15 protein-coding genes are annotated in these 18355 nt (G+C 69.2%); 3 read left to right on the forward strand and 12 right to left on the reverse strand.

All coding sequences use genetic code 11. The annotated features are described in order from the left end of the window. Positions 1-22: 22 nt before the first annotated feature. The 10 genes from recN to JN22_RS28730 all read right to left on the reverse strand — a co-directional run bounded on the left by recN (position 23) and on the right by JN22_RS28730 (position 14079). Complete coding sequence (gene recN, locus JN22_RS28685; protein ID WP_085557118.1) at positions 23-1702, reverse strand: DNA repair protein RecN; 1680 nt, start codon at positions 1700-1702, stop codon at positions 23-25. 8 nt (positions 1703-1710) lie between these two features. After that, positions 1711-2526: an outer membrane protein assembly factor BamD gene (locus JN22_RS28690; RefSeq protein ID WP_085557119.1), complete on the reverse strand. Its 816-nt coding sequence runs from the start codon at positions 2524-2526 to the stop codon at positions 1711-1713. Positions 2527-2694: 168 nt separating this feature from the next. After that, positions 2695-3435: a protein phosphatase CheZ gene (locus tag JN22_RS28695; protein ID WP_085557120.1), complete on the reverse strand. Its 741-nt coding sequence runs from the start codon at positions 3433-3435 to the stop codon at positions 2695-2697. Between the two features lie 161 nt (positions 3436-3596). After that, entirely contained in the window at positions 3597-4628 is a 1032-nt protein-coding gene (locus tag JN22_RS28700; RefSeq protein ID WP_223677931.1) for a protein phosphatase CheZ, read from the reverse strand. Positions 4629-4819: 191 nt separating this feature from the next. Continuing rightward, positions 4820-5185: a chemotaxis response regulator CheY gene (locus tag JN22_RS28705; protein ID WP_085557122.1), complete on the reverse strand. Its 366-nt coding sequence runs from the start codon at positions 5183-5185 to the stop codon at positions 4820-4822. A gap of 236 nt (positions 5186-5421) precedes the next feature. Continuing rightward, a complete protein-coding gene (locus JN22_RS28710; RefSeq protein ID WP_085557123.1) occupies positions 5422-7443 on the reverse strand; it encodes an aminopeptidase P family protein in 2022 nt (673 codons plus the stop codon). Between the two features lie 93 nt (positions 7444-7536). Beyond that, positions 7537-8007: a tellurite resistance TerB family protein gene (locus JN22_RS28715; protein WP_085557124.1), complete on the reverse strand. Its 471-nt coding sequence runs from the start codon at positions 8005-8007 to the stop codon at positions 7537-7539. Between the two features lie 156 nt (positions 8008-8163). Continuing rightward, complete coding sequence (locus JN22_RS28720) at positions 8164-9057, reverse strand: 50S ribosomal protein L11 methyltransferase (RefSeq protein ID WP_085557125.1); 894 nt, start codon at positions 9055-9057, stop codon at positions 8164-8166. A gap of 191 nt (positions 9058-9248) precedes the next feature. Continuing rightward, the gene (locus tag JN22_RS28725; RefSeq protein ID WP_085557126.1) at positions 9249-10448 is read right to left on the reverse strand and encodes a hypothetical protein; all 1200 of its coding nucleotides are present in this window, start codon (positions 10446-10448) and stop codon (positions 9249-9251) included. Between the two features lie 130 nt (positions 10449-10578). Then, entirely contained in the window at positions 10579-14079 is a 3501-nt protein-coding gene (locus tag JN22_RS28730; RefSeq protein WP_223677932.1) for a UvrD-helicase domain-containing protein, read from the reverse strand. Positions 14080-14607: 528 nt separating this feature from the next. Between JN22_RS28730 and JN22_RS28735 the strand changes: the two genes are divergently transcribed. Further along, a complete protein-coding gene (locus JN22_RS28735) occupies positions 14608-15294 on the forward strand; it encodes a LuxR C-terminal-related transcriptional regulator (protein WP_085557127.1) in 687 nt (228 codons plus the stop codon). Positions 15295-15509: 215 nt separating this feature from the next. Continuing rightward, entirely contained in the window at positions 15510-16184 is a 675-nt protein-coding gene (locus tag JN22_RS28740) for a LuxR C-terminal-related transcriptional regulator (RefSeq protein WP_085557128.1), read from the forward strand. 134 nt (positions 16185-16318) lie between these two features. Here JN22_RS28740 and JN22_RS28745 read toward each other — a convergent pair whose 3' ends face one another. Beyond that, positions 16319-16666, reverse strand: a complete 348-nt coding sequence (locus JN22_RS28745) for a hypothetical protein (RefSeq protein ID WP_085557129.1) — start codon at positions 16664-16666, stop codon at positions 16319-16321. 362 nt (positions 16667-17028) lie between these two features. After that, positions 17029-17310 (reverse strand): hypothetical protein, encoded by a 282-nt coding sequence (locus JN22_RS28750; RefSeq protein WP_085557130.1) that lies wholly within the window; start codon positions 17308-17310, stop codon positions 17029-17031. A 266-nt stretch (positions 17311-17576) separates the two neighbouring features. Between JN22_RS28750 and JN22_RS28755 the strand changes: the two genes are divergently transcribed. Further along, on the forward strand, positions 17577-18320 hold the full coding sequence (locus JN22_RS28755; RefSeq protein ID WP_179166251.1) for a helix-turn-helix transcriptional regulator: 744 nt from the start codon (positions 17577-17579) through the stop codon (positions 18318-18320). Positions 18321-18355: the final 35 nt, after the last annotated feature.

Here is an 18355-nt window from a genome sequence, read left to right on the forward strand (position 1 = left end):
GGAGACGCGATCGGTTGCGGAGCTACCCGCGCCCGGCGATCAGGCTGTCGGCGGCCGCGCGGGCCTCGGCCGTCACGGTGGCGCCGGACAGCATGCGGGCGATCTCCTCGCGGCGCTCGTCGCCGTCCAGTTCGGCGACGCCGGTGGTGACCTGCTCGCCCTTCTGCGATTTCTGAACCTTCAGATGAACGGCGCCGCGCGCCGCCACCTGCGGGCTGTGCGTCACCACCAGCACCTGGAGCCCGTGGCCCAGCGTCTCCAGCCGCTCGCCGACCGCCGCGGCGACGGCACCGCCGATGCCGGTGTCGACCTCGTCGAACACCAGCGTTCCGATGGTCGAGGTCTGGGCCAACACCACCTTCAGCGCCAGCATGAAACGGGCCAGCTCGCCGCCGGACGCGATCTTGTTCAGCGCGCCGGGCGGAGCGCCGGGGTTGGTCGCCACCTGGAAGGCAACGCGGTCGATGCCCGACGCCCCCCATTCCGACTCGTCGAGCGATTCGACCAGCGTGCGGAACTTCGCCTTGTCGAGCTTCAGCGGGGTCAGCTCGACCGCCACCGCCGCGTCGAGCCGGCCGGCGGCCTCGCGCCGCGCGGCGCTCAGCGTCTCGGCGGCGGCGTGGTAGGCGGCGCGCGCGACCGCCGCCTCCTTGGCGAGGCGGGTCAGCAGGTCGCCCTGGTCCTCGATCAGCAGCAAACGGCCGGCCATGTCCTCGCGCAGCGCGGCCAGCGCGTCGACGTCGACGCCGTGCTTGCGGGCGGCGGCGCGCAGGGCGAACAGCCGCTCCTCCAACTTTTCCAGGGCGCGCGGATCCATGTCGACGCCGCTGGAGGCGGATTGCAGGGCGGCGATGGCCTCCCCCGCCTCGGTCGCCGCACGGTCGAGCGCGGCGATCACCGGATCGAGCGTGCCGCCGGCCTTGTCGGCGATGCGGCTCAGGGTGCGGATGGCCGAGGACAGGGAGCGCTCGACCCCGCGATCGCCGGACAGCTCGGCGTAGGCGGCGTTCATGCCGTCCACCAGCTTTTCCCGGTGCATCAGGACGGCGCGCGTCTCGGCCAGTTCGGCCTCCTCGCCGGGCTTGGGCGACAGCGCGTCCAGCTCGGCGACGGCGTGGCGGAGATACTCCTCCTCGGAGCGGGCGCGGGCGATCTCGGCGGCGGCGGAATGGCGGGCGTCCTCGACCTGCCGCCACGCCCGGTGCGAGGCCGCGACCTGCGCCGCCTGGGCGGCGAGCCCGGCGTAGGCGTCAAGCACGCCACGGTGCGTCTGCGGGTTCAGCAGGCCATGGGTGTCGAACTGGCCATGGACCTCGACCAGCTCCTCCCCGAGCTTCTTCAGCAGCCCGACGCCGACCGCCTGGTCGTTGACCCAGGCGCGGCTGCGCCCGTCGGCGCTGACGGTGCGGCGGACGACCAGACGGCCCTCGGCGTTGGCGTCGGCGTCCAGCCCCTGCTCCTTGAGGATGGCCAGTGCCGGATGATCGCCGGACAGCTCGAACTCGGCGGTGACGGCGGCCTGATCGGCGCCATGCCGCACCAGCCCGGATTCGGCCCGCGCGCCGAGCGCCAGCCCCAGGGCGTCGAGCAGGATGGACTTGCCGGCGCCGGTCTCGCCGGTCAGGGCGACGAGGCCCCGGCGGAAGGACAGGCTCAACCGTTCGATCAGGACGACGTCCCGGATCGTCAGGGAGGCCAGCATGGAGCGCCCTAGAACAGGGAGTTCCAGGCTTTGCTGAGCCACGATCTCTCGTTTCGCTCGGGACGCAGGTTGGCGTCCACCAGCAGTGCGTAGCTGTCCGTGTACCATTCGCTGCCGGGGAAGTTGTGGCCAAGCACGGCCGCTGCGGTCTTCGCTTCGTCGGTCACGCCGAGCGCCAGATAGCATTCCACCAGCCGGTGCAACGCCTCAGGGACATGGGAGGTCGTCTGGTAGGTTTCAATCACCGCCCGGAAACGCCCGATGGCCGCCGTGTACTGCTGCTGGCGCAGGTAGAAGCGCCCGACCTCCATCTCCTTGCCGGCGAGATGGTCGTTGGTCAGGTCGATCTTCAGCTTGGCGTCGCGGGCGTACTGGCTCTCGGGGAAGCGGCGCACCACCTCCGACAGGGCATCGAGCGCCTGCCGCGTCATCTTCTGGTCGCGGCGGACGTCGGTGATCTGCTCGTAATAGGACAGCGCCCGCATGTAATAGGCGTAGGCGACGTCCGGGCTGCCGGGGTGAAGCTGGATGAAGCGGTCGAGCGCCAGGATGGCGTCGTCGTACTTCAAATCCTGGTAATGGGCGTAAGCGGCCATCAGCTGCGCCTTGCTCGCCGATTCCGAATAGGGATGCTGGCGCTCCACCTCGTCGTAGAGCTTGGCGGCCTTCTTGAACGACTCGTCCTTCATCGCCGCGTCGGCTTCGGACAGGAGCTGGTCGGCCGGACGCTCGACATACGCGTCCTCCTTGGTGGAGGAGCAGGCGGCAAGGGCGGCCGACAGAAGGATGGCCGTCAGCGGCAGGCGGGGGGAGCGGAAAAGCATCGTCGTCTTGGGCTCTTTCGGAGTTGCCCCTGTATAGCACGCCGGGGTGCGGGCGCCGCAAGCGGATCTCGGCGAAAGGGGAAGGAGAACAGCCCGCTGGAGGCAGGACGCAAAAACCTCCTCCCCATGCGCGGGAGGAGGTTCCGGTCATCCCGACAATCGTGCCGGTCAGCCGAACAGCGCGTCGATGTCGGCCTGGCTGATGTTGCCGCTGTCGGGGGTCGCCTCGGCCGGGCCGTGCAGGTCGAGATGCTCGTCCTTCTTGGTGACCGAGGGCGGCAGCGGCATCGCCTCGAACTCGCGCTTGTTCCACAGGCCCATCATGGCGTCGACGCGCTCCTCGATGAAGGACATCGCGCGCACGACCTTGGTGATGCGCTGGCCGGTCAGGTCCTGGAAGTTGCATGCCTCGTAGATGCGGACGATCACGTCGGTCATGTCGTTGACGCGGTCGCGGCTGTAGCCCTCGGGCAGCGACGACTTCAGCTCCGCCACCACCTCCTCCAGCTCCTCGGCGCAGGCCATGATGGTGTTGGTCGCCGCCTCGGTCGCCGAGACGACGGCGCTCAGTTCCTGGCTCGCCTGCTGGAACTTGTCCTCACCGCCGGCCAGCGGGTGGCGGATGGCCGCCATCTCCACCTTGGTGGCCTTGATGCGGCCGGAGATGTCGGCGATTTCGACCTGGATCTGGTCGATCTGCGCCGCGTCCATGGTCAGGAAGCGGTCGAGCTTGGCCCCCAGATCGCCGATCGCGCGCAGCACTTCCGTGTTGTCGAGCGCCACCGCCTGGGTCGGGCCGGCGATGGCGGGGGTGACCGCGACCGCCTCGTCGATGATCGCCTGGAAGGGGTTCCCCGTCTTGCGGGCCTTCTGAAGCTCGGCCATGAAGGGCTTGGTCATCTGCTTCATGCTCTGCGGTCCCGCCTCTGTGGAACGGCCGTTCTCGGCCAGGATGGTCGGAAGAGGCGCACGCAAGACAGGGCGCGCCGTCGCTCGGAATTATCGCATACGAACCTTAACGATTGGTCCTTCGCACCCCTGCGGCTTCCCCCGACCGCCGACCATCCGCCCTACCCGAACAGGGCGTCGATGGCCGCCTGGTCGAGCGGCGTGGGCGGCTCCTCGGCCGCCGGAGGCGGGGGCGGCGCCTTTGCCGCGGGCTTCGCCGCCTTGATCGGAGCACCCGGCGGTTTCGGCACCGGCTTCTTGGCCGCCGGGGCCGCCGGGGCCGGCTTAGGCGCCGGCGCCGGCGCCGGGCTGTCGAACATGCTGTCGATGTCCGACTGGCTCGCCTTCGCGGCGGGTGCCGGCGAATCGAACATGCTGTCGATATCGGACTGGCTCGCCTTCGCGGCAGGCGCCGGCGCGTCGAACAGGCTGTCGATATCGGACTGGCTCGCCTTCGCGGCGGGCGCCGGTGAATCGAACATGCTGTCGATGTCCGATTGGCTCGCCTTGACGGGTGCCACGGCCGGCGGTTCGGACGGCGGGGGCGCCGAAGCGGCCGCCGGGACCACCATCGGGGCCGGGCTGTCGAACATGCTGTCGACGTCCGCCTGGCTGACGCCGTGGCCGTCGAGCTGGGGGCCGTTCAGCAGATGGGCGTCCGGCCGCGTGTCGGTCTGCTCCTCCGCCACGGCGATGCCCGCCAGGCCATCCTCGCCCCAGATGTTGATCATGGCGATGACGCGCTGCTCGATGTAACGGAGCGCGTTGACCACCTTGCTGGTGCGCTGGCCGGTCAGATCCTGGAAGGAGCAGGCGGTGAAGATGTTGTTCACCTCCGCGTCGATCTCGCCGCAGAGGCCGGGATCGGCGCCGGCGCCGCGCAGCTTGCCGGACAGGTCCATCAACCGTTCGGCCGCGTTCAGGATCTCGAACGAGGCGCGCTCCGTCGAGATCACGATCGCATCCAGCTCGTTGGTTGCCGAGAGGATCTTGTCGCCGCCGCCGTCGGCCGGGCGCAGGGCCGCGACCTCGCGCCGGGCCTGCTCGATGGAGGCCGCCATCTCCATCAGTTCGCGCCGCAGGACGCCGACATGCTTGCCGGCCTCCACCGCTTCGCTCTGACGGTTCCAGGAGGTGCGGAACTCCTGGAGCATCGCGCGGACTTCTTCCGTCGCGGCCCCGAGGGACCGCCGATGGAGACGACGCAGAAAGGCCCGCCCCTTGGTCGACCGAGCGATCGCTTCTTCGATCTGCTCGAACTCTTCCTCGGACAGCTGTGCAAGCTGCTCCAACCTGTCCACTCCCCCCACCTAGGCCGTCCCCCGCTCGATCCAGCGACGACGAATCAACCGCCGATGACGGCCTGAATCTTCTGCTTCAGGGTGTCGGCGTTGAACGGCTTGACGATGTAGTTGTTCACGCCGGCCTGCTTGGCGGCGATGACGTTCTCGGTCTTGCTCTCGGCGGTGACCATGATGAACGGCGTCGGCGCCAGCTTGGCGTCGGCGCGGATTTCCTTGAGGAGCTGGAGGCCGGTCATCGGCTCCATGTTCCAGTCGGAGATGATGAGGCCGAACTTGCTCTCGCGCAGCTTCGCCAGCGCCGACACGCCGTCGCCGGCCTCGTCGATGTCGGTGTAGCCGATCTGGGTCAACAGGTTCCGCACGATGCGCCGCATGGTGGCGTAATCATCGACGACGAGGATCTTCATCTAGACGTCTCCGCATATGTCCGTTGCCGGTGGATGTCCGGCGTTACGCTCACCCGGCGCGGAACGCCGCGCCGTCTTTCCTGATCGGTGTACCGACTGTGATGCCCTAACTTTGCAGAAAAGTCATCCCCGCAGACACACTGAAGCAGCCGGGTAAAGAACGGGTTACCGAGTTCGCGGGACCTTGCCAGATTCGTTCCCGGAACGCACGGCGTTTCGCACCCGTCATACAACTCTCAGCCGAGGGCCAGCGGCGCCGTCGCCCCGGCCAGCCACGCCGCGTCCCCGGCGTCGAGTTGCGGGGTCAATTCGTCGCGCACGCGGGCGTGGTAGGCGTCGACCCAGGCCAACTCCTCGCCGGTGAGCAGCGAGACCTCGATCAGCGTCCGGTCGATCGGGGCCAGCGTCAGCGGCTCGAAGCCCAGCATCGGGCGCTCGGCGTCCGCGATCTCCACCGGCTGGACCACCACGAGATTCTCGATGCGGATGCCGTAGGCGCCGGTCTTGTAGTAGCCGGGCTCGTTGGACAGGATCATGCCGGGCTGGAGGGCGACGCTGTTGCCGATCTTGGAGATGCGCTGAGGCCCCTCATGCACCGACAGGAAGCTGCCGACCCCGTGGCCGGTGCCGTGGTCGTAGTCCAGACCGGCCGCCCACAGCGGCAGGCGGGCCAGCGCGTCGAGCTGCGACCCGGTCGTGCCCTGCGGGAAGCGGGCGGTGGACAGGGCGATGTGCCCCTTCAGCACGCGGGTGAAGCGGTCGCGCATCTCCGGGCCGGGGCTGCCGACCGCCAGCGTCCGGGTGACGTCGGTGGTGCCGTCGAGATACTGGGCGCCGCTGTCGAGCAGGAACAGGCTGTCGGGGTCGAGCCGCCGGTCGGTCTCCGGCGTCACCCGGTAATGGACGATGGCGCCGTTCGGCCCCGCCCCGGCGATGGTGTCGAAGCTGAGGCCGCGGAACCGCTCGCCGCCGCGCCGGAAGGCCAGCAGCCGGTCGGCGACGGCGATCTCGGTCAGCCCGCCCTTCGGCGCCTCCGTCGCGAACCAGCGCAGGAAGCGCACGAGCGCGGCGCCGTCGCGGGCATGGGCGGCGCGGGTGCCGGCCAGTTCCGCCGCGTTCTTGCAGGCCTTGGGCAGCGCGCAGGGGTCGGTGTCGCGCTCGATCCTCGCGCCGGCCAGATGCAGGCGGTCGACGATCCAGGCCGAGGTCGAGGCCGGGTCGGCCAGGACCCGCGCCGAGCCGCGCGCCACGGCGTCGAGCGCCGGTCCGAACTCCGGCACCGGGCGGACGCGGACCCGGTCGCCGAGATGGGCGACGGTGCGCGGGGCGAGCTTGCGCGGGTCGAGGAACAGCTCGACCGCTCCATCCGCCGCCAGAATCGCGAAGGACAGCGGCAGCGGCGTGCAGGGCACGTCGGCGCCGCGGATGTTCAGCAGCCAGGCGATGCTGTCGGGCTGGGTCAGCACGGCGGCGGCGATGCCCTTGGCCGCCAGCTCACCGGCGAGACGGGCGCGCTTGCCGGCCGAATCGTCGCCGGTGAAGGCGGCGTCCTGCGGCACCACCGGCGCCAGCGGGGCCGGCGGCTGGTCGGCCCACACCGAATCGAGCGGGTTGTCCTCGCAGGCGATCAGGTGGATGCCGGCGCGCTCCAGCACCGGGCGCAGCTTCTCCACCCAGCCGGCGGTGTGCAGCCACGGGTCGTAACCGAGCCGCCCCCCGTCGGGCAGAGCCTCGACCAGCCAGTCGGACAGGGGATCCTCGACGAGGTGCCGGTATTCGTAGAGGGCGGCGGGAACCTCGGCGCGGACCTGGATGGTGTAGCGGCCGTCGACGAAGATCGCGGCCCGGCCGGCGGTGACCACCGCGTTGCCGGCCGAGCCGTTGAAGCCGGTCAGCCAAGCCAGGCGCTGGGCGCGCGGCGGCACATACTCGCCCTGGTGCTCGTCGCCGCGCGGCACGACGAAGCCGTCGAGGGAGCGGCGCTTCAGCGCGCCGCGCAGGGCGGCCAGCCGGGCGGCGGCGTCGGGGCGCGGCGCGGCGGGAACGGAGGCCAAATCCGCCTTGAGCGCCTGGAGCTGTCCGGCCAGCGCGTCCGGCAGGCCCTCTCCCACCAGCGCCAGCCACGCCGCCGGATCCTCGCCCTCCGGCGCCGCCAGCACGCCGGCCACCAGCGCGCGGATGTCGGCGGGCGTGCGGCCGGTTCCGGCCTCGGTCAACAGGGTCGCAAGGGCGTCGTCGCCGCGGTACGCGCTGGGCACGGGGCTTTTCCTCGAACAATGGAGGCCGGTGGCCGGCCATGTCCGTCCAGGCTAGGACACCCCGCGCCACGCACGCAAGCGGCGGCGCGTCCGCTACACCGGAAGACCGGCGTCGTCGGGCAGGCCGAGCCGGCGCACCACCCGCTTGCGGGCCTCGCCCCGCTCGAAGTCGGAGACGTGCAGCAGGCCGCCGATCCGCCGCAGCAGGCTGGCCTCCAGGTCGTGGAGTTCGCCGTCGGCGTAGGCGACCTCCCACAGCATCTCGATGATCCACAGCCGCTGGTCGGGCGGGCAGCGTTCCAGGATGACGGAAACGTAGCGGTGGTAGGGCGAGGCGTCCTCGGTGTCGAACACGGCGGCGGAGAGCAGATCCTGCGCCTCCTCCTCGCTCAGGCCGAAGCGCTGGCGGGTGACGGCGAGGATGCGCTCGCGCTCGCTCTCGGCGATGGTGTCGTCGGTGCGGGCGGCCTCCACCAGAAGGGCGGCGGCGGCGGCCTGGAGGGCGTCCTCGTCCCGCTCCGGCGGTTCGCGGGTTTCGAAGAACGCCTTGATGCGGTTCAGCATGTGGTCTCCCTCTGGGGTGCTAGAGCGTGCACCCCTGAGGAAGTCGAAACGAGCCCCCGAAGTTTCAACGGCCCGAAAATTTCAATGGCCTGACGCTCGGGGAGCCCGGCCGGGGAGCCCGGCGCCCGGCGGCCCGAAGGTCCGGCGCCCGAAGACTCAGCGCTTGACGACGAGCGTCGTCCATTCCCCCACCGGGATGCGGGCGACCAGACGCAGGCCCTGGTTGCGGTGGGCCTGGATGACGTGCCGTTCCTGCCGGTTCAGCAGCCCGGCGAGCACGGCGTAGCCCCCCTTCTTCAGGTGGCGGCGGAGCTGCGGCGCCATGCGGGCAAGCGGACGGGCCAGGATGTTGGCGGTGATCAGCGTGTAGGGCTTGTGCCGGCCGACCAGCCGGGTGTGGTAGCCGTCGCCGCCCTGGGCGCGGATGCGCCCCTTCATCCCGTTGATCGCCGTGTTGATCTTGGTGACGCGCACCGCCTCGGGGTCGATGTCGACCGCCGTGACCGGAATCCGCCAGCGCTTGGCCACCGCCAGCGCCAGGATGCCCGAGCCGCAGCCCATGTCGAGCGCGCCGCGGCGGCCGCCGCGCGGCAGCTTCAGGTGGCGCGACAGCCGGTCGAGCGCCTGGAGGCAGCCGTTGGTCGAGCCGTGCTCCCCCGTGCCGAAGGCGGTCGCGGCGTCGACCAGCAGCGGGATGCTGCCGGCCGGGACCGTGCCCTCGTGGTGCGAGCCGTGGACGAAGAAGCGCCCGGCGCGGATCGGCGGGAAGCCCTGGTAGCTGTGCGACACCCAGTCGATGGGCGGCAGACGCTCGACGATCAGCTTGGGCTCCTCGATGCCGACGGCCTCGGCCAGCACGGCGACGCGGGCGGTGAGGCGGGCCTCGTCGGGGGGCGACTGGTCGGTGGCCTCGACCAGCCAGTCGCCGCCGTCCTCCTCCAGCTCGAAGGTCGAGACCGCATCGGCGTGATCGCCCACCGCCTCGGCGAAAGCCGGAGCGTGGGCCTCGGGAACGACGAGCGCGATGCGCCAGAGCGGGGTGCGGGACATGGGCGGAAACTTTCGGGGGAGGACTCTCTCGGTATGTTCGGTTTGTAACCACGCCGACACGAAGACTCAAAGAAATTCACGATGGGGGATCGCGTCCAAGCGTCTCAGCCGCATTCCGGCCCGGACGCGGGAGCGGCCGCCCCGCCCCGCCCGCCCCGCCCGCGCACGTCCACACCCGCCCCAGGAACGGCTCAGCGCCCCGGCGACAACCGATCGGCGATGTCGTCCATTCCCTGCCCGCGCAGGACGGCCTGCCGATGGCGCAGCAGCCGCCGGTCGAGCGCCCTGGCCATGACCGTCCCGCCGAGCAACTGCCCGTCGGCGCCCTTCAGGCGTTCGGTCACCGTCTGGATCAGCATGGCCTCCGCCTTGGGATCGCGGCGGTCGAGCGGCTGGTCGCCGGCCAGCGCGCGGTGCAGCCGGTCGAGCAGGACCAGCCGGCCGAGCGGCGCCCGCCCCTGCCGCGCCAGTTCGCACACCCGCAGCAGGGCGGCGGTCGGGGCGGCCCCCGCCGGATCGGGGTCGCGGCCGTGGAGGGCGTCGGCCAGCGCGCACAGCCCCATGGCGAGGCTCGGCTGCGCGCCCAGCAGCTCCTTCAGGGTGTCGGCGGAACCGAGAATGTCGGCGACCACCCCGTCGAGCAGCGCCAGATGCCGCGCCTCGGCGTCGTCGTGCATCAGGGCCAGCAGCATGTCGAGCTTGCCCGACGGCGTGTTGCCTTCCACCAGATGCAGGGTCAGCAGCGCCAGGAACAGCGGGTCGTGCCCCCCTTCCCCCACAGCCGCGTCGATGCGGCGGCTGGTCGCCGAAAGGTCGAACGCGTCGAAGGCGGGCAGGCGCTTGCGTTCCGCCAGGAAATCCCGCGCGCGGGCGGCGGCGGCGTCGACCAGCCCGCGCAGCTCCTTCACCCGCGCCGGCACCGCGACGCCGTGAAGGTCGGCGTGGTGGCGGGCAACGGCGTGGATCGCCGCGCTGAGCAGCGCCCCCTGCTCGTCGAGCCGGCGGAAGCTGGACCAGGAATGGAGCAGTTCGGTCGGGGTGATGCGCTGGGCGTCGAGAAAGGGGCGGAGCAGCCGGCCGATCACCAGCCGGCTTTCGAAGCCGCACAGATCGTCCAGGGTCCGGCACGGCGGCGCGCCTTCCGCCGAACCGCCGAGCGCCATCGGCTTCCTCGCCACCCCCGGCGCCTTCTTGTTGAGGATGACGGTTTCCAGGCTGAGCCCGGCCAGCGAACGGAACTTGACGACCTTGATCTCCTCGACCGCGCCGGCGGCAAGGCGGGAGCGGGCGCAGGACAGCGCCGCCTCCTGGTCGGTGAAGGCGCCCTCGATCTGCCAGCGGCCGTCGCGGCGGCACTGCACCTCGTAACTGCTGCTGCCCTTGCCGAACACGAATCCCGCTCCTCCGGCCGTTGGTCGTCGGAAAAAGCCTGCGCCGCCGGGACGGGGCGGCGCTGTGACGAGCGTCACAGGGGGACCCTTCGCCGCACCCCCGCCCTTACCCCGTCCTCATCCCGCCTTGTCATCCCGCCTTGTCGGCGGCCACCACGAAACTGTCCATCACCTTCTTGGTTCCCGAGTGGTCGAACTCGATCGCCAGCTTGTCCTGCTCCACCGCGATCACCGTGCCATAGCCGAACTTCTGATGAAAGACGCGGGCGCCCCTAACGAAGGGCGCGTCGGGACGCTCGCGCGGAGCGACCGCGTAGGCCCCCTGGTCCAGCGTGATGGTCTTCGGCGCCGGGGCCTGCCGGGTCGAGCCGCGGAACTGGAAGCCGCCTCCCCCGAATGCCCCCCCGGCGGCGCCACCGAAGCTGCCCGCCGCGTCGCGATAGCCGGTCGCCCCGCCGCCGGCGAACAGGCCGGTCGCCGCCTCGGCCTCCACATTGTCCTTCGGCAGTTCGTCGACGAAGCGCGAGGGCAGCGCGCTGACCCAGTTGCCGTAGAGCCGGCGGTTGGCGGCATGGCTGACATAGGCGCGCTTGCGGGCACGGGTCAGCCCGACATAGGCCAGCCGCCGCTCCTCCTCCAGACCGGCGATGCCGGTCTCGTCGAGCGCGCGCTGGTTGGGGAACACCCCCTCCTCCCAGCCGGGCAGGAAGACGCGGTCGAACTCCAGCCCCTTGGCGCCGTGCAGGGTCATCACCGTCACCTGGTCGATGCCGGCGGCCTCGGCGTTCTCCATCACCAGCGCGACATGCTCCAGGAAGCCCGGCAGATTCTCGAACTCCGCCATGGCGGTGACGAGTTCCTTCAGGTTCTCCAGCCGGCCGGGGGCCTCGGGGGTCTTGTCCTCCTGCCACATGCGGGTGTAGCCGCTCTCGTCCAGCACCATGCGGGCCAGATCGGTGTGCGGCAGCGTCGCCATCAGCGCGCGCCAGCGGAAGAAGTCCTGAAGCAGGCCGCGCAGGGTGGCGCGCAGCTTCGGCTTCAGCTCGTCGGTCTCGGTCAGCGCCCAGCCGGCCTCGGTCAGCGGAACGCCGCGCGCGCGGGCGGCGGTGTAGAGGCACTGCATGGCGGCCGGGCCGACGCCGCGCTTGGGCAGATTGACGATGCGCTCGAAGGCGAGGTCGTCGTCGGGCGAGTTGACGACCCGGAAATAGGCCATCGCGTCGCGGATTTCCTGCCGCTCGTAGAAGCGCGGGCCGCCCAGCACCTTGTAGGGCAGCCCCAGCGTGATGAAGCGCTCCTCGAACTCGCGGGTCTGGAAGCCGGCGCGCACCAGCACGGCGACCTGCGACAGCGGGACGCCCTTGCGCTGGAGGTTCTCAATCTCCTCGCCGACCCAGCGCGCCTCCTCCTCGCCGTCCCACACCGCCTTGACGCGGATCGGCTCGCCGCCGTCGGCCTGGGTCCACAGCGTCTTGCCGAGCCGCCCCTGGTTGTGGGCGATCAGCCCCGACGCGGCGGCCAGGATGTTCCCGGTGGAGCGGTAGTTCTGCTCCAGCTTCACGATGGTGGCGCCGGGGAAGTCGGTCTCGAAGCGCAGGATGTTGCCGATCTCCGCGCCGCGCCACGCGTAGATCGAATTGTGCGTCACGATGCCGTTGGCGATGAAGTTGTGCGTCCGTTCGACGTCGAGGTCGTGGACGGCCACCTCGCCCCGGCTCGTCCGGACCGACCGCACGGTCGCCAGCGTGCCGTCACCCCGGAACATCGACATGCCCGTCCGGACGGACCCGGCCGGGATCATCGGCAGGCTGGAACGGGTGCGGACGGACGGACGGTCCAGAACCGCGACGCCTCCATCGTCGGCCTCCCGTTCCGCCTCGTCCTCCGCAGGGCCGGCCCCGCTGCCGAAACGGGCGAACTGCACGAGGGCGATCCCGTCCTTGAAGACTTGGCGGACCTTGTCCACGACGCCCATCACATCGGAAAGATCCGCCATGACCGTCTCATGGCGCCACCCCTCGTGCCCCTTCTTCACCGGACGCACGGACAGGCCGATGCCGCGGAGCGCGGCGGCGTCATCGGGGTCGCTGCCGATGATCGAGATCCGGTGCCGCGGCCGGCCGCCGCTGCCGCCGCACAAAGTGACGGTGACGTTGCGACGCCGGCCGGCGTGGCTCTGCGGCCGGTAATGGGGACAGGCGCGGGAAAGCCCGTACAGCCCGAGCAGGTGGTCGCCGGCCTCCTCCGTCGGGATCTCGCCGAACAGCCGGTCCAGGATCGACTGGTCGTGAACGAGGCCGCCCGTCGATCCCCCCTTGCGGGCGACGAAGGGAAAGGTCGGAATGCGGTGCCTCAGCGAGAGGGTGTATTCCAGATAGCGCGCGTCGTTCTCGCTCTCGTGCGTCGCCAGGATCCAGACCGCATCCGCATGCTCCTGCCGGCAGCGGAGCTCATAGCCGATGACCGGGGAAGCCTGCCCTCGGGTGTAGGTCTGCGACGTGCCCAGGCGGAACCCGAAGCCCTGCTTGTGCATCAGATAGGTGAAATGAAGCTGCGGCGCCGTTCCCAGCCGGTAGCCGGCGAAGTGGCGGTGCTCCGGCGTCGTGGTCAGGCGGGTGCCGTCGTCCAGCTCGATCTCCACCAGATCGCCCGACCAGTCGTGCCGATGGGTCCGCGTCACCGTCGACGCACCGAAAAGGCCGCCGCCCTGCGCGGACCGCACGGCATCCCCGACCCGGATCGCCTCGACGGGCCGCTCCGAGCCGTCGGCCATCCGGATAAGCGTGCCCTCGACCACGCACTGGTCCTCGTCGCCGACGCAGCAGATGTTCTTGTGCGCCTGGGAAAGAATCCGCAGCCAGAGATACTGGGCGACGTTGGTGTCCTGATACTCGTCGACCAGCAGATACTTGAACTTGCGGTGGTACTCGGCCAGCACGTCGGGGTGGCCCTGGAAGATCGCCAGATTGTGCAGCAGCAGGTCGCCGAAGTCACAGGCGTTCAGCGTGCGCAGCCGCTCCTGGTAGGCGCGGTAGATCGCCACCACCCGGCCGCCGGCGACGTCGCCGCCGTCGCGGTCGTCCAGCCGGTCGGGAGTCAGGCCGCGGTCCTTCCAGCGCTCGATGGCGCCCAGCACCTGGCGGGCCGGCCATTTCTTCGAATCGATGTTCTCCGCCTCCAGCAGCTGCTTGATGAGGCGGACCTGATCGTCGGTGTCGAGAATGGTGAAGTTCGACTTCAACCCGACCAGCTCGGCGTGACGGCGCAGGATGCGGGCGGCCAGCGCGTGGAAGGTGCCGAGCCACCAGCCCTCCGGCTCGATCCCGACGAGGTGGGCGACGCGCTCGCGCATCTCGCGGGCGGCCTTGTTGGTGAAGGTCACCGCCAGGATCTGGAAGGCCGCCGCCCGGCGCGTCATCAGCAGATGCGCCAGCCGGGTGGTCAGCACGCGCGTCTTCCCGGTTCCCGCCCCGGCCAGCACCAGCACCGGCCCGTCGAGCGCCTCGACCGCCGCGCGCTGCGAGGGGTTCAGCCCGTCGAGATAGGCGAAGCGTTGCGCCGGCGTCGGCCCGGCAGCGGGTGCGGCGGGTGCGGCGTGGCTGAGCGGATCGTCGTCGAAGGAATCGGACATGGGAAAGCTTTCTCTTGCGGCGGCACGCTATATAGCACGCGCGCGCCGCGACCGAAGCCCATCCGCGAGAGCGCCCCCCGGCACGCCGCCAGCCCGCCCCACCCTGACGAACGGCCGAACCGATGGTCTATGCCGTCATCACCCAACCGCCCAAACACGCCATCGACGCCCTAGACCGCGAGGCCGATAAATCATTCACCTCCCTTCACCGAACGCATCATAGATGAATTTCAGAGATTTTCAGAAAATCCCTTTTCTGTCACAGACCATTATTCCCACAGATACTCTGGTCGTATTTTTGTTCAGAGCCTGGTCTTATCTTGGCTTAGGGCATATGCCCATTGCGAGACGCGAATTTTACCTTAGAGAAATTTTTTGAAGCGCAAATCGGGGGTATGTTCAGTGCAGATCGTGGCACCCCCGAAACCGAACGGTCAGGCGCAAGCCGGTTCCAGGGAACGGACGGGGATGACACCGAAGCGCCACCCGGCGCGACGCTCGGAACGAAACAGCAGGTGGGCAGCGGCCATGGATGCCATCAACGTTTTCCTCATCGATGCGAACAAGCTTTTCCGTGAGGGCATGAAGCGTCTGTTCGAAGGCACCCCCTTCCATGTCGTCGGCGAGGCCGGCAGCCTGCGCGACGGCACCGCGCCGATGAACGCGATCGGTCCGGACGGCATCGACATGCTGCTGGTCGACCTGCCCAGCGGCGTCGACGACGAGGTCGAGGCGATGCGGGTGCTGCGCGAGGAGCATCCCCACATCAAGACGGTCATCCTGACCACCGACCTGGACACCCGCCGCCTGTCGGCCGCGCTGGGCGCCGGCGCCGGCGGCTACCTGCTGAAGGACATCGCCTGCGAGGCGCTGATGCAGTCGCTGAAGCTGGTGATGATGGGCGAGAAGGTGTTCCCGACCCATCTGGCCGAGCTGCTGGTCAGCGGCCGCACCGAGGATATGGGCGCCGAGCTGCCGACCCGCCGCAAGGGGCTGTCGCAGCGCGAGGTGCAGATCCTGCGCTGCCTGCTGAACGGCAACAGCAACAAGATGATCGCCAACCACCTGCACATCACCGAGGCGACGGTGAAGGTTCATCTGAAGAGCCTGCTGCGCAAGATCAACGCCTCCAACCGCACCCAGGCCGCCATCTGGGCGCTCAACAACGGCATCGGCGACCAGACCGCCGAAGCGGGCATCGCCGCGACCGTCTGAGGACGGCCGGCGGAACGGACGATGAGGGTGGGGGCCGCGCGGTCCGGCCCCCCTCACCTCGCTCCCCTCGGTGCGGCTGGGCGGGCATACGGGGTCCGGCCTAAGACCAAAAGCGCACTACTGCACGGAATCGAGGGTCCTTATGTGAACGCCATGGGCCGTCCGGCCCGGCCAATCCGGCACCCCATCGACGCTTCACTCGGGACATGCCAGCGATGAATGTGCTGATCGCCGACGATCACCTGTTGTTCCGCGATGGTCTGCGCCGGCTGCTGGCGCAATTCGACGACGATATGACCTTCTTCGAGGCCAGCACCTACGACGAGGTGCACGCGCTGTGCGACGGGTCGGTCGATTACGATCTCATCCTGCTCGATCTCGGCATGCCGGGATGGACGGGCTTCGATGCTCTCGGGGGCATCCACGCGCGGCTGCCGAAGGCCCTGCTGGTCGTGGTATCGGGTTCGGAACGGCGGTCGGACCTGCTGGCGGCGCTCGAGAACGGGGCGGCCGGCTACATCCCGAAATCCTCCAGCGCCAAGGTGCTGCTCGGCGCCCTGCAACTGGTCCTGGCCGGCGGCATCTATCTGCCGGAACAGGCGATCCGCAGCGGCGACCGTCTCGACACCGGAAGCGTCGCCGGCCATCATGGCCTTGGAGCCGAGCCGGCGACCGACGAGGGCGCGGGTTTCGGCAACGGTCACGGCGACCAGCTGACGCCGCGCCAGCGCGACGTGCTGACCCGCCTGCGCGACGGCAAGTCCAACAAGCAGATCGCCCACGAACTGGGGCTGACCGAAGGAACGGTGAAGGTCCACGTCACCGCGATCCTGCGGCATCTCGGCGTGCGCAACCGCACCCAGGCCGCCCTGACCGCCCAGAGCCTCTGACGCTTCCCGCCGCAGCGGCGACGATTTCCGGAGCCTCGCCCCCGCCCATCCTCTCCCGGCCCCCGGGAGAGGATGCTCGTCATCCGGACCTCGTCACCATGACCGGCGTCGGTGACGGGCCGGTCGCGGCCGCGTCAACATTTGCGCATCGCCGGGGACAAGGCCGTCAGATCCTTCAAGTCATTGAAGTAATTGAATTGGACGATCTGCCCGCACCGATAGCTGGTGCCATCGCTGATCCATGTGATGCGAACCTTCGCGTTGCCGGTGAATTCTCCCTTCCTGGTCATGTCGAGTTCGGTCATCTGCCCGCCCCACTTGACGAAAAAGCCCTTCGACGTCACCATTTTAAGGCAGCCGGCCGGCATGTTCTTGGTCTTGCAGACTTCCGCTTCGGACGTCCATTTGGCCTGGGCCGGCATCGCGACCATCAAGCCGGCGCACAGGAAACACGAGGCAATCAAGGATTTGGGATCCGGCACGGCACACCCCTCTTGGGCAATGGCTTCTGAAAAGCATGGGTTCGAGGCATCGGTCGGACCGGAGGCGTTCCCTCCACCGCAAGGGCGGGGCGCTGGAGGGAGCCACGCTTCGCGTCGTGCCTACGGGAGATCGCGGGCGACGCGGAATCCGATCACGCCGCTTTTTCGCTGACCGCCTGGCCCAGGACCGCTGCGGTCAGCACGGCACCACCAGGAAAGCCGATCGTGGTCGCCACAAAATTGATTCGATGATTTGTTCCGCTGCCCCCGACCGGGCGTGCGGGCCCGTCGCGGCCCCGCATGCCCGGCCGTGGTCACGAGTCAAGCTTGTCCGGTAAAGCGAACCGGAGCAGCCCAGCCCGTTACCGGCACTGCGACGAGCTCATGGTCTGCGACGTGGCGGCCTGATGCCCCGCGGCCTTGCAGATCGCGTGGCCCTGGCGGTCCACGATCGAGGCCGCCTCGGACGCGGAACCGGCGCGAATGGTGACGGACGTGGATCCGGACGGTCCAACGCAGTAAACGGTGCACTGATATTCCCCAGCGACTGCGGCGCCGGCAAAGGAAAAGACGGAAAACGCCAGAGCTGCGGCGATATTTCTACGCTTCATGATGCGCACCCATGCGATGGTTGGTGCGTTCATTTGAATTTTCCACCGCCCTCACTTCAACCGGGAATTTTCCCGGTTGAAGTGAGGGGCAATCCATGGGCCAGATGCTTTGAGCGATGCTCAAACCCCGCGTAATCGGCGATTTTCCACCAAGGAAAGGCGCGGAGTGCCTTTGATCGCGTGCGCCATCCCGATGGTGTGGAATGGAGAATTCACTGACCGGAAGGCAGCTTTGGCCATGGGGGCCGACGCGTTGCCCTTCCGGAACCGTGCAGCCCCTCTCTCCAGACAGGAGCGCCATGACAAGACCCCCGCACGCCAACAAAGTCCTCGGCGCCGCCATCGAGGATTTCCGCCGCGCCACATCATTCGACGAGCTGTGGGCGGCGCTGCACCGCCACCTGGAGGGGTTCGGGATTCTCCGGGTGATGTATGGCAGCAAGGCGTCCCTGCTCGCCCCGCAGTTGACGAACATCTACCGTTGCAGTTACGCGAAGGATTACCTGAGGGAGAAGGAGAAGGAAGGGCTGGCCGCCGACTACTGCGTCCAGGCGGTTCAGAGGGAGCGCACGCCCATCTTGTGGAGCGACACGCAGCGCATAGCCGAGATCACGCAGGAGGCGACGCGTCGCTCGCTCGCGATCGACTGGAAATACGGCGTGATGACGGGGGTTTCCCTGCCGTTCCGCTTCAACGACAATCTGAGCGGCGGCGGTTTCGGTCTTCACGCTCCGAACATGGGGTGGAGCGAGTTCGATCGGATCTGGCAGGAACACGCCGCCACCATCCAGGCGATCTGCCGTGCCTTCGACATCCAGGTCCGCAAAAGCTGGGCTTCGACCCTCATACCCCTTTCCGATCTCGAGAAGGAATGCCTGCGCCGGCTCGGCGCGGGGTATCAGGCGAAGCAGATCGCCCATCAGCTGGGCATCTCCGCCAAGGCGGTCGGGAGGCAGACGGACAAGGCACGCGACACGCTGAAGGCGAGCAACGCGACCCAGGCGGTCATGAACGCCATGGCCTACAAGCTGATCCCCGCCTGACGCGGCGGCCCATCCCCCTTCGCCCAGCCTCCCTC

The organism is Azospirillum agricola, assembly GCF_020005195.1.
GTDB classification, from domain to species: Bacteria; Pseudomonadota; Alphaproteobacteria; order Azospirillales; family Azospirillaceae; genus Azospirillum; species Azospirillum agricola.

Excerpts from the sequence above, each read along its gene's own strand:
- JN22_RS28705 (WP_085557122.1), bottom strand. The coding sequence starts at position 5,185 with ATGAAGATCCTCGTCGTCGATGATTACGCCACCATGCGGCGCATCGTG.
- JN22_RS28735 (WP_085557127.1), top strand. The coding sequence starts at position 14,608 with ATGGATGCCATCAACGTTTTCCTCATCGATGCGAACAAGCTTTTCCGT.
- JN22_RS28750 (WP_085557130.1), bottom strand. The coding sequence starts at position 17,310 with ATGAACGCACCAACCATCGCATGGGTGCGCATCATGAAGCGTAGAAAT.
- JN22_RS28700 (WP_223677931.1), bottom strand. The coding sequence starts at position 4,628 with ATGCTCCAGGAGTTCCGCACCTCCTGGAACCGTCAGAGCGAAGCGGTG.
- JN22_RS28695 (WP_085557120.1), bottom strand. The coding sequence starts at position 3,435 with ATGAAGCAGATGACCAAGCCCTTCATGGCCGAGCTTCAGAAGGCCCGC.
- JN22_RS28755 (WP_179166251.1), top strand. The coding sequence starts at position 17,577 with ATGACAAGACCCCCGCACGCCAACAAAGTCCTCGGCGCCGCCATCGAG.
- JN22_RS28730 (WP_223677932.1), bottom strand. The coding sequence starts at position 14,079 with ATGTCCGATTCCTTCGACGACGATCCGCTCAGCCACGCCGCACCCGCC.
- JN22_RS28740 (WP_085557128.1), top strand. The coding sequence starts at position 15,510 with ATGAATGTGCTGATCGCCGACGATCACCTGTTGTTCCGCGATGGTCTG.
- recN (WP_085557118.1), bottom strand. The coding sequence starts at position 1,702 with ATGCTGGCCTCCCTGACGATCCGGGACGTCGTCCTGATCGAACGGTTG.
- JN22_RS28720 (WP_085557125.1), bottom strand. The coding sequence starts at position 9,057 with ATGTCCCGCACCCCGCTCTGGCGCATCGCGCTCGTCGTTCCCGAGGCC.
- JN22_RS28690 (WP_085557119.1), bottom strand. The coding sequence starts at position 2,526 with ATGCTTTTCCGCTCCCCCCGCCTGCCGCTGACGGCCATCCTTCTGTCG.
- JN22_RS28715 (WP_085557124.1), bottom strand. The coding sequence starts at position 8,007 with ATGCTGAACCGCATCAAGGCGTTCTTCGAAACCCGCGAACCGCCGGAG.